Annotated in this window: 12 protein-coding genes; 8 read left to right on the top strand and 4 right to left on the bottom strand. The window is 41.8% G+C overall.

Translation table 11 applies throughout. The features are described from left to right. Positions 1 to 76 precede the first annotated feature (76 nt). The 6 genes from AWH02_RS10145 to icd all read left to right on the top strand — a co-directional run bounded on the left by AWH02_RS10145 (position 77) and on the right by icd (position 7456). Positions 77 to 325: a hypothetical protein gene (locus AWH02_RS10145; RefSeq protein ID WP_048809533.1), complete on the top strand. Its 249-nt coding sequence runs from the start codon at positions 77 to 79 to the stop codon at positions 323 to 325. A gap of 31 nt (positions 326 to 356) precedes the next feature. Continuing rightward, positions 357 to 1103: a CPBP family intramembrane glutamic endopeptidase gene (locus AWH02_RS10140; protein ID WP_045635075.1), complete on the top strand. Its 747-nt coding sequence runs from the start codon at positions 357 to 359 to the stop codon at positions 1101 to 1103. Between the two features lie 246 nt (positions 1104 to 1349). Continuing rightward, complete coding sequence (locus tag AWH02_RS10135) at positions 1350 to 2258, top strand: magnesium transporter CorA family protein (RefSeq protein WP_008809540.1); 909 nt, start codon at positions 1350 to 1352, stop codon at positions 2256 to 2258. 215 nt (positions 2259 to 2473) lie between these two features. Beyond that, complete coding sequence (gene acnA, locus AWH02_RS10130) at positions 2474 to 5137, top strand: aconitate hydratase AcnA (protein WP_060554127.1); 2664 nt, start codon at positions 2474 to 2476, stop codon at positions 5135 to 5137. Between the two features lie 2 nt (positions 5138 to 5139). Next, entirely contained in the window at positions 5140 to 6258 is a 1119-nt protein-coding gene (locus AWH02_RS10125; RefSeq protein WP_060554128.1) for a citrate synthase, read from the top strand. Next, the gene (gene icd, locus AWH02_RS10120) at positions 6245 to 7456 is read left to right on the top strand and encodes an NADP-dependent isocitrate dehydrogenase (protein WP_060554129.1); all 1212 of its coding nucleotides are present in this window, start codon (positions 6245 to 6247) and stop codon (positions 7454 to 7456) included. Before AWH02_RS10125 ends, icd begins: the two co-directional genes overlap by 14 nt. 27 nt (positions 7457 to 7483) lie before the next feature. On the opposite strand, the gene AWH02_RS10115 is transcribed toward icd, so the two are convergent. After that, positions 7484 to 7882 carry an Asp23/Gls24 family envelope stress response protein gene (locus AWH02_RS10115; RefSeq protein ID WP_045773116.1) on the bottom strand — a complete coding sequence of 133 codons (399 nt, stop codon included), beginning with the start codon at positions 7880 to 7882 and terminating at the stop codon, positions 7484 to 7486. 358 nt (positions 7883 to 8240) lie between these two features. Between AWH02_RS10115 and AWH02_RS10110 the strand changes: the two genes are divergently transcribed. Together AWH02_RS10110 and AWH02_RS10105 are read left to right on the top strand one after the other, a co-directional pair. Then, the gene (locus AWH02_RS10110; protein WP_045773117.1) at positions 8241 to 9812 is read left to right on the top strand and encodes a DEAD/DEAH box helicase; all 1572 of its coding nucleotides are present in this window, start codon (positions 8241 to 8243) and stop codon (positions 9810 to 9812) included. Between the two features lie 306 nt (positions 9813 to 10118). Beyond that, positions 10119 to 10865 carry a DeoR/GlpR family DNA-binding transcription regulator gene (locus AWH02_RS10105; RefSeq protein ID WP_060554130.1) on the top strand — a complete coding sequence of 249 codons (747 nt, stop codon included), beginning with the start codon at positions 10119 to 10121 and terminating at the stop codon, positions 10863 to 10865. 16 nt (positions 10866 to 10881) lie between these two features. On the opposite strand, the gene AWH02_RS10100 is transcribed toward AWH02_RS10105, so the two are convergent. The 3 genes from AWH02_RS10100 to AWH02_RS10090 all read right to left on the bottom strand — a co-directional run bounded on the left by AWH02_RS10100 (position 10882) and on the right by AWH02_RS10090 (position 14358). Further along, positions 10882 to 11148 (bottom strand): GIY-YIG nuclease family protein, encoded by a 267-nt coding sequence (locus AWH02_RS10100; protein ID WP_045503955.1) that lies wholly within the window; start codon positions 11146 to 11148, stop codon positions 10882 to 10884. Continuing rightward, complete coding sequence (locus AWH02_RS10095; protein WP_060554131.1) at positions 11138 to 11884, bottom strand: tRNA1(Val) (adenine(37)-N6)-methyltransferase; 747 nt, start codon at positions 11882 to 11884, stop codon at positions 11138 to 11140. Before AWH02_RS10095 ends, AWH02_RS10100 begins: the two co-directional genes overlap by 11 nt. Positions 11885 to 11988: 104 nt before the next feature. Then, positions 11989 to 14358, bottom strand: coding sequence for a cation-translocating P-type ATPase (locus AWH02_RS10090; RefSeq protein WP_060554132.1), 2370 nt, complete (start codon positions 14356 to 14358; stop codon positions 11989 to 11991). Positions 14359 to 14434: the final 76 nt, after the last annotated feature.

Here is a 14434-nt window from a genome sequence, read left to right as displayed (position 1 = left end):
GAGTAATTTGACTCTATTTGTTTGATTTCATGTTGTAATTAATAGAAGGAATATAATTAATAAAGTCAACTATATTGTGGATAATGAGGGAAAAGAAATTATATGGAAAATGCCTTTTAATTCATTAAAAGACAAGGCAGCTAAAGAGTATATGATTAAAGGAAATGCAGGAATGCAATTTTCTTACAATATAACAGAGCAGATAGGTGGACAGTTGAAGGCAGGGTTCACTTTACTTGATGTATATGAAGATACGAATGGCTCTGGTAGGCTTTATGAACTGAATATTAAAACTTATATTGCAACTAAATCAGTTAAAAGATAGAAATGGGTAAATTAAAATTTAGGAGAAAGTTATGAGTCGAAAAAAAGCGATCTTCCTTTATTTATTAGGGACCCTAGGTCAAATATGGCTGATATCTATTATAGTTTTTGTATTGCGTCATTTAAGTATGGTGGTAGATTATAGGACGCCAATGGGAATACTTGCTATTGGCATAGGTGGCGTTTCATCTGCTCTATGGGGAACTATTATTGCAGTTAAATATAAAAAGTACAGTACGAAGAAAATATTCAAGGATTTTTTCACTATAAAGCAAAACAGAAGCAGTTACTTATTCGTTATTGTGTTCTTGTTTTTGGATTTTTGCTATGTTGCATTTGATGGGGAATTAGCGTTTAATACGTGGTATATTCCTATTATCTTATTTCTTAAAGCAATCCTTTTTGGTGGAATTGAAGAAGTTGGATGGAGATATGTTTTTCAACCAATTATGATGGAACGCCATAGTTATATTAGTTCAACTTTATTTACTTTTGTTCCATGGGGAATATGGCATTTTTCTTATTTCTATATTGAAGGCACATTGCCACAGGTACAGGTATTTGGATTTTTGCTTGGATTGTTGACTAATTGCTTTATTTTATCCGCATTATTTATAAAGACAAACAGTTTGTGGATATGTGTTATGACACATTCGGTAATAAATGTTTTCTCACAATTAGCAGTAGGTGGTAATCAAAATATATCTTATGCTTGTAAAATAATTATTATAGTAATGGCAACTGTTCTTTCGATTAGAGAGCAAAATAAAAATGACTAGCACCAAATTCTACTGGACTCTGACTAGACGCTTCACTAATCAATTTTTTAGGGGAATTTTAATTCGTAACAATTTATATCGTAATAGATAAGATAGACAAACTGGCCACTTTATCAATCGTACTGAGCAAGGAAGTTGTTTTGACTGGTTTTTTGTTTTGACATAGCATATTTGAATGCAAGAACAGTTTAGGGAGTTAGGCATGGGTTCTTAGAAAATCATTCTAGATGTTAAGAAAGGAGTTTCATGTTTCTGGAAAGAAAACTAAAAGGTCAGGATGTCTGGATTAATATTGATTCTGATGATGTTAAGCAGACTGCGCAGATCTATCAAGATTATGAAATTGACAAAGAAACTATCGAGTATGCACTCGATAAGAACGAACGGGCCCATATGGACTATAATCGTGAGAATGGAACAGTTGTCTTTATCTACAATGTCCTCAATCTTGCGACAGATAAGGAACATTATGAGACGATTCCGATGACCTTTGTGGCTCAGGAGGGGAGGCTCATTACTATCAGTAACCAGGACAATGCCTATGTTGTTGATATGATGAAGGCCTATACTGAGCGTCATGAGCCAGTATCGGTCTATAAATTTCTCTTTGCGAGTCTAGAGTTGATCTCCAATTCTTACTATCCAGTCGTTGAGCGGATGGACAAGCGTAAGGACGAAATTAATACTCTTCTGCGCCAGACAACTACCAAAAAGCACTTATTTGCCCTGTCAGACTTGGAAACCTCAATGGTCTATTTAGTTGCTGCGGCTAAGCAGAACCGCATGCTTCTAGAACATATCAAAAGCCATGGTATTTACCGCCGTTTTGACGACTTAGAAACTGAACAGTTTGAGGATGCCATGATTGAGGCTCGTCAGCTCGTTTCGATGACTGATCTGATTGCTCAAGTTCTCAGTCAGCTCTCAGGCTCCTACAATAATATCCTGAACAACAATCTGAATGACAATTTGACTGTCCTGACTATTATTTCGGTCCTTCTAGCAGTACTTGCAGTTATCACTGGTTTCTTTGGTATGAATGTTCCTTTGCCATTGTCTAATGATAAAAATGCCTGGATTTATATTGTTATCATTAGTCTAGTCATTTGGGGACTTCTGACCAAGCTGCTAAAATGGTTGGCCAATAAGAAGTAAATTTCTGAAATCAAATTATTTTTCTATAACAAGCACCGAGATGGTGCTTGTTTTTTTCTTGATTGCTAAAGAAAATAATTGGTACAGTTTGTCTTTATTTAAAAAACTGTATTTTTATGTTAGAAAACATAACGTATTGTCAAGAAATCTTATTGCATAAAATTACATAATAAAGTATAATATAAAACAATTTAAAATAAGTGAGGGGTAGAAATATGGCAGAATACCTAAGCGATTTAAATTACAAAGGCAATGTATACCGATATATAGATCTGAAGAAAGCCTCGGCTTTACTAGGAGGAGATATAAAAAAACTTCCTTATTCTATTCGCATATTATTCGAAAGTGTCCTTCGTAAAGAAGACGGAATTGATGTAACTAAAGATAACATTTATTCTTTGATGCATTATCAAGCTAAATCACCAAGCGGAGAAGTTCCTTTTAAGCCTAGTCGAGTTATTCTCCAGGATTTTACGGGTGTTCCTGTCGTGGTGGATTTGGCTAGTATGCGCGATGCGATTGTTGGCCAGGGAGGTCAGGCCGATCAGATTAATCCAGAAATTCCGGTTGATTTAGTCATTGACCACAGTGTTCAGGTGGACTTTTATGGCTGTGACACAGCTCTAGAGGCCAATATGAATCAAGAGTTTGTCCGTAACAATGAGCGCTACGAATTTCTCAAGTGGGCAGAAAAATCATTTGATAATTACCGAGCGGTTCCCCCTGCTACTGGGATAATCCATCAGGTCAATATCGAATTTCTCAGTGATGTCATCATTGAAAAGGATGGGCAACTCTATCCAGATAGTATGTTTGGGACGGACAGTCATACGACTATGATCAATGGTATTGGTGTTCTGGGCTGGGGTGTCGGTGGGATTGAGGCTGAGGCTGCCATGTTAGGTGAGGCTTCTTATTTCCCAGTTCCCGAGGTGATTGGTGTTCGTCTCTTGGGAAAGCTGCCTAAGATTGCGACAGCGACAGATTTGGCTTTAAAGGTCACGCAAATTTTGCGGCAGGAAAATGTTGTTGGTAAATTTGTCGAGTTCTTTGGACCTGGTTTATCAAATCTAAGTTTGGCCGACAGGGCGACAGTGGCTAATATGGCGCCGGAATACGGAGCTACCTGTGGTTATTTTCCGATAGATGAGGAAACGCTCAATTACATGCGTCTGACCAATCGGTCAGAAGATCATATTGAGCTGACCCGTCTCTACGCTCAAAAAAATTACCTCTTCTATGATGAAAAGGTTGAGCCAATTTATACCAAAGTAGTCGAAATTGATTTGTCCAGCATTGTGCCGAGTATCTCAGGACCTAAACGACCTCAAGATTTGATTGAATTAACAGCTGCTAAAGAAGAGTTTCAAGCTAGTCTAGTCAGAGAAGCGGGGGTCCGAGGCTTTGGATTAGATGAGAGCGAGCTGGAAAAGTCTGCAGTGGTTCAGTTTTCTGACCATGAGGAGACAATTAAGACCGGTCATGTGGCTATCGCTGCTATCACTAGCTGTACCAATACATCCAATCCCTATGTCCTGATGGCGGCAGGGCTTTTGGCCAAGAAAGCAGTAGAAAAAGGTTTACGGGTCTCAAAGACTGTCAAGACTTCTTTGGCTCCTGGCAGCAAGGTGGTCACAGGCTATCTCAAGAAGAGTGGTCTTCAGACCTATCTGGATCAGCTTGGTTTCAATGTAGTCGGCTATGGCTGCACTACTTGTATTGGAAATTCAGGAAATCTCCGACCGGAAGTGGCTCAGGCGATTACGGATACTGACTTGCTGGCTAGTGCTGTTCTTTCAGGAAATCGGAATTTTGAAGGGCGGATCAATCCACTGGTCAAGGCCAATTTCCTAGCTAGTCCGCCCTTGGTGGTCGCCTATGCTCTGGCTGGAAATACCAATGTCGATCTGACCAGCGAGCCACTAGGTTATGATCAAAAAGGGCAGCCGGTTTATTTGATGGATTTGATGCCGGAGCACGACTTGGTTGCAGACTATGTTCAAAAATATGTGACGCGCCAGCTTTTTGAAAAAGAATATGCCCATGTGTTTGATGACAATGAAAAATGGAATCAGATTCCGACAGCCTCTTCTCAAAATTATCAGTGGAATCAGGCTTCGACCTATATTCAAAATCCACCTTACTTTGATGGTTTAGCTGATGATTTAGCCATTCAGCCACTGAAAAATCTTGCAGTGCTGGCAAAATTTGGGGATACGGTGACGACAGACCATATCTCCCCAGCAGGAAATATTGCCAGAAACAGCCCAGCGGCTTCCTATTTACTGGAGCACGGAGTGGATTACCAAGAGTTTAATTCCTATGGTAGCCGTCGGGGCAATCATGAGGTCATGATGCGGGGGACTTTTGCCAATATTCGGATTAAAAATGAACTGGCAGATGGAAAGATTGGTGGTTACACAGATTATAAAGGAGAGCTACTATCCATTTATGAGGCGGCCATGCGCTACAAGGAAGAGCAAATTGATACCATTGTCCTAGCTGGTAAAGACTACGGTATGGGGTCCAGTCGAGATTGGGCAGCCAAGGGAGCTAATCTTTTGGGCGTCAAGGTGGTGTTGGCAGAGAGTTTTGAGCGGATCCACCGGTCCAATCTGGTCATGATGGGGATTCTTCCTTTGCAGTATCTAGAGGGCGAAGATGCGGATAGCCTAGGCTTAATAGGCAAGGAGACTTTCGACATCAATCTGCCACAGAATCCTCAAGTTGGGCAGTTAGTTGATGTGATAGCTCGAAAGGGTGCTGAAGAAATAGCTTTTCAAGCTCGGCTGCGTTTTGATGCAGAGGCGGATATTCGTTACTATGAAAATGGGGGGATTTTGCCAATGGTCGTTAGAAAGAAATTAGAGGAGGTGTGAGCATGAGTCAGACGGACGGTTTGAAAGATACCATTGCCTGTGATACCAGGATTAGCCAGATTGTGGATGATTCCTTGTCTTATGCAGGCTACAATATTTCTGAATTAGTAGAGCACCATGCAAGTTTTGAAGAGGTGATTTATCTGCTGTGGCATTTGCATTTGCCGACTCAGATTGAGCTCAAGCATTTTGAAGAAGATCTGCGAACTAATTATGCCATTAGCGATGCGGTGGAGCAGTGCATCCTTATCCAGTCCCGTAAGCACCTTCATCCCATGAGCGTCTTGCGCTCAACGGTCAGTCTTTTGGGGGTTTATAATGTCCATGCTGAGGAAACTTCTCTAGAAGCGACCTATGAGCAGAGTATCCAGCTTATGGCAAAGATGCCGACTATTATTGCGGCTTTTGCCAGACTGAGGTCAGGTCAGACTCCGGTAGAGCCGCGGGAGGATTTGGGCTTTGCGGCTAATTTCCTCTATATGCTCAAGGGAGAAGAGGCTAGCGAGCTTGAAGTCAAAGCCTTTAACTGTGCCTTGGTGCTCCATGCCGATCATGAACTCAATGCTTCAACCTTTGCGGCTCGTGTTTGCGCCTCGACTTTGACCGATATTTATTCCTGCGTGACAGCAGCTGTTGGAGCGCTCAAGGGTTCCCTTCATGGCGGTGCTAATGAATGTGTCTTTGATATGCTGAAAGAGATCAGAGAGGAAGGGAATTGCCAGGCCTATCTAGACCGCAAACTGGCCTCTCATGAGAAGATTATGGGCTTTGGTCACCGAGTTTACAAGACCCAAGATCCACGTGAAAAATACCTGCGTCAAATGGCTAAGGATTTGACACAGGGGACCAAGGATGAGGTTTGGTATCAGCTTTCAGTGGAAATTGAAGCCTATATGAAGCATACCAAGCATCTGATACCGAATGTCGATTTTTATTCGGCTACGGTTTACCATGTGTTGGGCATTGACAGCAGTATCTATACCCTGATTTTTGCCATGAGTCGGGTGGCTGGCTGGATTGCCCATATTCAGGAACAGCGCAAGAACAATAAACTGATTCGGCCACGTTCTAACTATATTGGTGCTCAAGGTTTGGAGTATCTTCCCATTGGAAGGAGATAAAATGGCAGATAAGATTTTGTTTGAGAAAGGGCGATTGCTGGTACCGGATACTCCGATTATTCCTTACATCCAAGGTGATGGGATTGGGGGTGATATCTGGAGGAATGCCCGGCTGGTCTTTGATAAGGCAGTGGAAAAGGCTTATGGAAGTCAGAGAAAGGTTGTTTGGAAGGAAGTTTTGGCTGGGAAAAAAGCAGCAGACCAGACAGGTGACTGGCTACCGGATGAAACGCTGACAACGATTAGGAGCCATCTAGTGGCTATTAAGGGCCCGTTAGAAACTCCAGTTGGAGAAGGGATTCGTTCGCTGAATGTCGCCCTGAGACAGGAATTGGACCTTTACGCCTGCCTGCGACCGGTTCGTTATTTCAAGGGAGTTCCCAGTCCGCTCAAGCACCCAGAGAAGACAGATATCACGATTTTTCGGGAAAATACAGAAGACATCTATGCAGGGATCGAGTGGGAGAGTGGAACGGATGCCGTCAAAAAAGTTATCGATTTCCTGCAGGAGGATATGCAGGTTGGCAAGATTCGCTTCCCAGAAAGCTCTGCTATTGGGATCAAGACTATTTCTAAGCAGGGCAGTGAGCGGCTGATACGGGCGGCTATTGACTATGCACTAGCTAACGGACTGAGGCGTGTCACTCTGGTTCACAAGGGCAATATCCAGAAATTTACAGAAGGTGGTTTTCGGAAATGGGGCTATGAACTAGCTCAAAGAGAGTATGCGGACGAGCTGGCTTCTGGAAAACTAGTTATTCAGGATGTCATTGCAGATAATTTTCTGCAACAGATTTTGCTCTATCCCGAGAAATTTGATGTTGTTGCCTTGACCAATTTAAATGGTGACTATGCTAGCGATGCCTTGGCTGCTCAGGTGGGCGGGATTGGTATCGCTCCAGGGGCTAATATTAATTACGAGACTGGTCATGCTATTTTTGAAGCGACTCACGGGACGGCGCCAGATATAGCGGGTCAAAATAGGGCTAATCCCTGTTCTCTTCTTTTATCGGGGGCCATGCTCTTTGATTACATTGGTTGGCCGGAGGTCTCTCAACTCCTGACTAAGGCTATTGAGAAGGCTCTCTTTGAGCAAAAAGTGACAGGCGATTTTGCCAGTCAGCTGGAAGGAGTAGCAGCTCAAACTACTAGTCAATTTGCTGAGGAGCTGGTAGCTAATATAGAAAAGTGTCTATAATGAAAAAAGGATGAAGAATCTGCCTATCTAGACAGTCTCTTCATCACTTTTTTGTCTTTTTCGATATTCCAGTCCCCAGCCGATGATCCAGCAGAAGACTAGCAGATAATTTTCAATCCAGCCCAGTAGATTCGCTTGATTCGCCTTTTCCAGATAGCCTAGCAGATGGTTGGTGCCAAAGCCCAGCCCACCCAGAATCAGTGCTAGTAGGGTCATACGCAGATAGAACCAATCATACTTCATGTTTACAGCAATGACTAAAGGAAGAATAGCCAGATTCCAGAAACCAATTTCCCGCTGCCAGTAGGGAGCTAGACCATAGATGGACTCATTGCCCAAGAGCTGGGGCTGGAATATCTGGATCATAGCCGCGCCCAGCATAGCTAAGATTAGTAAAATGAAAATCACTCGTAAAAATTTATTCATACCTGTCTCCTTTCTTCTTTGTAGATTATAATGCTTTTGAAAATGATTTTCAAGTTTCTATTTTTTACAAAAGAAATCTCTAATAAAATATTTTACAGTCAAGTTCTATCTTTTTAACCTTATTTATGGTATACTGGATAGGTTGCAAAACTTACAGTTTTTCTATTCAGTGGGAACTAGCGACCGAGTCGGCGCTTTTTTAGTGCCTGGACTTGAGAGACCATATTTATGAAGAGAAGAGCGAATACTCTCAGAAAATCGAGATTTAGCAAGAGAAAAGCACTTGGTATGTTTCGATAATTGAGTATCAAAAGCCTTATAAGGTGGCTTCGCACCGCCTTTAGAAAGAAGAAGAACATTGAAATTTAATGAATTACATTTATCTACTGAATTATTAGCAGAGATTGAAAAAGCTGGCTTTGTAGAAGCAAGCCCTATTCAAGAGCAGACGATTCCACTTGCTATGGCAGGTAAGGATGTTATTGGTCAGGCACAGACAGGGACAGGAAAGACAGCAGCCTTTGGCTTTCCAACTTTGGAGAAGATTGATACAGATAATCCTGCTGTGCAAGCGTTGGTTATCGCTCCAACCCGCGAATTGGCCGTGCAGAGTCAGGAAGAGCTTTTCCGTTTTGGCCGCAGCAAGGGGGTCAAGGTGCGTTCAGTCTACGGTGGCTCCAGCATCGAAAAGCAAATCAAGGCCCTCAAATCAGGTGCTCATATCGTCGTAGGAACACCTGGCCGTCTCTTGGACTTGATCAAACGTAAGGCGCTTAAGCTGAATCAGATTGAAACCTTAATCTTGGACGAAGCGGATGAAATGCTTAACATGGGCTTTTTGGAAGATATTGAGTCGATCATTTCTCGTGTGCCAGAAGAACGTCAGACCTTACTCTTTTCAGCGACCATGCCGGATGCTATCAAGCGTATCGGTGTCAAGTTTATGAAGGAGCCTGAGCATGTCAAGATTGCTGCTAAAGAGTTGACGACTGAGCTAGTAGACCAGTATTATATCCGTGTCAAAGAAAATGAAAAATTTGATACTATGACTCGCCTGATGGATGTGGAGCAGCCTGAGCTGTCAATCGTCTTTGGTCGGACCAAGCGCCGGGTGGATGAGCTGACTCGTGGCCTGAAAATCCGCGGTTTCCGAGCAGAGGGTATCCATGGTGATTTGGACCAAGGCAAGCGCCTCCGCGTTCTGCGCGACTTTAAAAACGGCAATCTGGATGTCTTGGTGGCGACAGATGTAGCTGCACGTGGATTGGACATTTCTGGTGTGACACATGTCTACAACTACGACATTCCACAGGATCCAGAAAGCTATGTTCACCGGATTGGTCGGACTGGTCGTGCTGGTAAGTCAGGTCAGTCTATCACTTTCGTAGCGCCAAATGAAATGGGCTATCTGCAGATCATCGAAAATCTGACCAAGAAGCGTATGAAAGGCCTTAAGCCTGCGACTGCAGAGGAAGCTTTCCAAGCTAAGAAAAAAGTTGCTCTTAAGAAGATTGAACGTGATTTTGCTGACGAAAGCATCCGTTCTAACTTTGAGAAATTTGGCAAGGATGCTCGCAAGCTGGCAGCAGAATTCAGCCCAGAAGAGCTGGCTATGTATATCCTCAGCTTGACGGTGCAGGATCCAGATGCTCTTCCTGAAGTAGAAATTGCCCGTGAAAAACCATTGCCATTTAAACCGTCTGGCGGCGGCTTTGGCGGAAAAGGCAAGGCAAGTCGTGGCGGAAATGGCAACCGTCGCAACAATGACAATCGCCGTGACCGAGGTGGCCGTCGCGACCAATTTAAGAAAGGTCGTAAAGAAGAGCGTTTTGACAAAGAAAATCGCTACCGCAAGGACCACAAGAAACCACGCAATACTTCTAGTGAAAAGAAAACCGGCTTTGTTATCCGTAATAAGGGTGATAAATAAACAATTGAAAGACTGCTAGTTAAAACTAGTGGTCTTTTTCTGTTCTAGAATTGTGAGATACCCTTGTAAAGAGTTTTTGTTTTTTGTAGTAAAAGACAAGCTCAAGTTTAACAAAGTAAAACATTTTTTAACAAAAATAACTAAATTTCATATTTTTATGTGTATTTTTTTCAAAAAGTGTAGTATAATAGGCGTAGAAATCCTACTCATATTAAGATAGGCATTACATTGAATACGGGTTAACCAATAATGTTGAAGATTAGGCGCTGCCATCTCATTTTAACAATAAACAAAAGGAGCAGGTAAATGAAGGAAGGTAGACATAGAATTATTCTGCAGGAGCTTGACCGGGCGGGTTTGGTATCAGTTAGGAAATTAAAGGATCTTTTGGATGTAACGGATATGACCATTCGTCGCGATTTAATTGATCTTGAGAAGCAAGGTTTTTTAATTCGGGTTCATGGAGGGGCACATAAAAAAGTTAGAGATGGCTTAGTGGAAGTTCCCCATACTGAAAAAATCATGATCAACACGGAAGAAAAAGAAGTGATTGCTAAAAAATGTGCAGATCTCATTTCTTCAGGAGATACAATTTTTATCGGTTCAGGTACTACAACAGCTTTGATTGGAGATTTCCTTGATGATAAGACTGTTAATATTGTTACCAATTCCTTGCCAATCTTTGAAAAGTTAAAGGATAATCCTCACTATGATATCCTTTTGATTGGTGGTCGTTATCGGGTTAAAACGCAAACTTTTGTAGGACAATTTGCCGTTAATTTACTCAAAGAAATCAAGGTTTCTAAGGCTTTTATTGGGGCTAATGGAATTGATGGTCACAATATTACAACAGCTAATGAAGAAGAAGGAAATGCGGATGCTATTATCCTTAACAATGCGATTGAAAAATATATTGTCGCTGATAATAGCAAATTTGACAGTTATTCTTTCTACACTTTTTATCGCTTAGATGATGTAAATGCTATTGTAACGGATGACAATATTTCTCAGAGAATGAAAGATAAGTATCAATCTTATACAAAAGTTTTATAAAAACAAAAATGCCAAACTAGTGTTGGGCATTTTTTTGTGTTTCAATATAAGCCAATTTTTCTTGACGAGTTTTCTGTTTGAAGAGAGCTTCTGCTGACATGGCAGAAGATTTGTCAGGGTATTCTTCCTGATAAAGCAGTTTAACAGGCAGTCTGGCACGAGTATACTTTGCACCTTTTCCTGCATTGTGGACAGCCAAACGCTTTTGCACGTCCGTGCTATAACCGGTGTAGAGAGTACCATCAGTGCACTCCAAGACATACATATAGGCTTTAGTTTCCATGGTAGATCTCATATATTTCTGGAGTATAGCTACCGTCTTCCTCGTGCAGAATGAGAGGTGGTAGTATCTTTAAGCCGTCCCTTGAGCCATCTTTAATAGCTTCAATCAAAAGCATATTGGCTCCTTTACCTATCTTGGGATAGACAAATTGGATTCTTTTTGGTGCTAGGTTGTGAGCTTTCATAGTATCTAAGATATCTAAGAAGCGGTCGGGTCTGTGAACCATAGCAAGGCGCCCATTTGACTTGAGAACTCGTTGGGCGACAGTACAGATTTCTTCAAGATTAGTTGAAATCTCATGTCGGGCCAGAAGATAGTGCTCGCTTTCATTGAGATTGGAATGTTTGTCAACCTTGAAATAGGGGGGGTTACAAAAGATCATATCCACCTTACTACAAGGAATATAGTGAGGGAGATTTTTTAAATCATCGTGAATGACTTGCATTTGCTGGTCAAGTTGATTGAGCTGGATGGAGCGTTGCGCCATATCTGCCAGCCGTTCCTGAATCTCAACTGCAATAATCTTAGCCTGAGTGTGGGCACTGGCAAATAAGCCGACAGCACCATTGCCGGCACAGAGGTCTACAATCAAGCCACTCTTGGGTAATTTTGGAAAGCGAGAGAGCAGAACACTATCAACAGAATAGCTGAAGACCTCTCGGTTTTGAATGATTTTAACGTCAGTAGAAAAGAGCTGATCCAGCCGTTCTCCTTCTTTTAATACTGCTTTTTCCATAGTGTTATTATAGCACGAGTCAAAGGACGAATTCAATCTTGAATAGAAAAAAGTTCTAACTAGAAAAATGTTAGAACTTTAATGAATATTTTGTAATTCTATCTTCAATTGCTGAATTGGCCATTAGAAGGCCGTTCATTTTTTTCTTGGAGGTAATTGACCAAGATAAAAATAAGGCTGAAGACCAAGGCCAGGATAAGGAAGATAGGGGTAGTTTGACTGGTCAAGGTTCCAATTTCGATAAAGGAACGAAGGAGGTAGGCTGTTCCGAAAAATCCTCCAATAGACCAGATGATGAGAAGAATTCTCCAAAGATTGAGTGGAATGCAGGCACGAGCAACAGAAAGAAAACCAATGGTTCCTAGTAAGTAGTAAGATACTGTAGACATATCAAGAGAACTCCAGCCATTATAAGTACCAAAAATTCGGACAAAGAGTACACTGAAGACAACCATGAGTCCGCTTGGTAGGGCTTTGAAAATTGCCTTTTTTAGAAACTTAGGCTCTACCGGACGGATATTGCGCTCAAAGGTAAGTACGAAAGGAGGAAATCCTTCAACAAATTGGTCAAAGAGGGTGATTTGCACTGGAATGAAAGGAAAGACTAGAAGCCATTCTTTATTTCCTAACAAAATGCTGGCGATACAAATCATGGTCAAGATAAAGGAGTAGATGGTCTTCACCAAGAAAATAGGAGCGATACGGGCAATGTTATTTACCACGCGCCGACCTTCAAAGAGAATTTCGGGGACATCATTAAAGTCTGAGTTGAGAAGAACGAGATTAGCAATCTGCCGTGTCGCAGGATCTCCTTCAGCCATAACAATTGAGCAGTCTGCTTCGCGCAGGGCTAGAATGTCGTTTACCCCGTCACCAGTCATGGCTGTTGTATGGCCTGCTTTTTTCAAAGTCTGAATAATGAGTTTTTTCTGGTGAGGAGACACACGGCCAAAGATAGCCGTTTCTTCAGCTGTAGCAATCAAGTCAGTATCTGAGACAGTCGAACAGTCAAGATAGTTTTGATAGTTCTCAAAGCCTGCCTTGGCGGCAATATTTGAAACAGTAATTGGATTATCACCAGAGATGATTTTCAGATTAACGTCTTGGGATCGCAAGTATTCGAGTGTATCAGCAGCCCCTTGCCGGATAGGATCTGTAATTTCTAAGACAGCCAGAACTTCAATCTGTTGGGGAAGCGTCATGTGCTGGTGGTTAAGTTTATCAGTACTAGAAGCCAGAGCCAGAACACGAGAACCACGTTCTTGGGCTTCTTGAACTGGTTTTAGGTTTTGCTGATGAAGCAAGATTTCTGGCGCCCCCAGGAAGATAGTCCCAAAGGGTTCCATTTCCATGGCTCCCCATTTTCGATCACTGGAGAAGGGGATGATATTTGATGTTTGGTATTTTGTTAGGGCTGAAGGGAATCGTTTACGAATAGCTTGCGCAGTAGGATTTTTATCCTCGCTGTTGGCCATATAGCTTGCTAAAATATCTGAGATGGTCTCTGCTGAAATAGATTCTGACAAGGGATAAACTTGCTCAACCTTCATCTTACCTTCAGTAATAGTTCCTGTTTTATCCAAGCATAAAGTATCTACGTGCGCTAGAGTTTCGACAGAGTACATTTCTTGGACCAGGACCTTGCGCATCCCCAGTTTAATAACAGCTGTTAAGAGCGAAGTGATAGTCAACAGGGCAATTCCTTTTGGAAGCATACCCAACAGGGCTGTTGATGAATTGATAACAGAGTCTTTGACAGGAAGCTGTTTGATAAGTAAGGCTTCAAAGAAGAGCGCTAAACCACAGGGAATGATGATTTTTCCAGTAAAAGCAGCGATTTTATTCAATGAATCCAAGATGCGAGAGTTAAGTGGCTTAAGAGTTTTGGCTTCTAGCATCAGTTTAGCAGCGTAGTTATTAGCCCCTACTTGAGATACCTGGGCTAAGACCTGTCCGCTGGCTAAAAAACTACCAGACAGCAATTGATCGCCAATTTCTTTGAGTACGAGATCACTTTCACCAGTAAGCATGGCTTCATTAGCTTCTGCAAAGCCATCTAGTACAATAGCATCACTGGGAACCTGTTCTCCAGCTGACAACTGAATCACGTCCTCTAAAACGATTTCTTCAGGATCTATCTTTTCTTGCTGGCCATTTCGAATCACGCTAATCTTTTCTCTAGTCATAAGATTCAGCTTGTCAATCATTCGTTTTGCCCGAAGTTCAGTCATAATACCAGTTAAGGCATTGAATGATATGACTGCAAAGAATACCATATTGCTCCAGGCTTGAACAAAAGCCAGCGCAAGAGCAATAACAAAGTTTAGAGCGTTAAATAGTGTAAACACATTGCGTTTAATAATATCCCAAGTGCTGGAGCTGGTCTTAGCCGTAAAATCGTTAGTTAGGCCTTGTTGGATTTTTTCAGACACCTGGTCAGATGTTAAACCAGTAACGTTTTTCATATTTTCCATGTCGCTATCATATCATTTTTTAGGGAAAATTTCTAATGGAATCTGCCTCCAAGCAAAAATGAAAAACATTGCAGTT

The sequence above is a fragment of the Streptococcus gordonii genome (assembly GCF_001553855.1).
Taxonomy (GTDB): Bacteria; Bacillota; Bacilli; order Lactobacillales; family Streptococcaceae; genus Streptococcus; species Streptococcus gordonii.
Note: the sequence above shows the minus strand (reverse complement) of the source record. Positions and strands in the feature narration are given on the sequence as shown.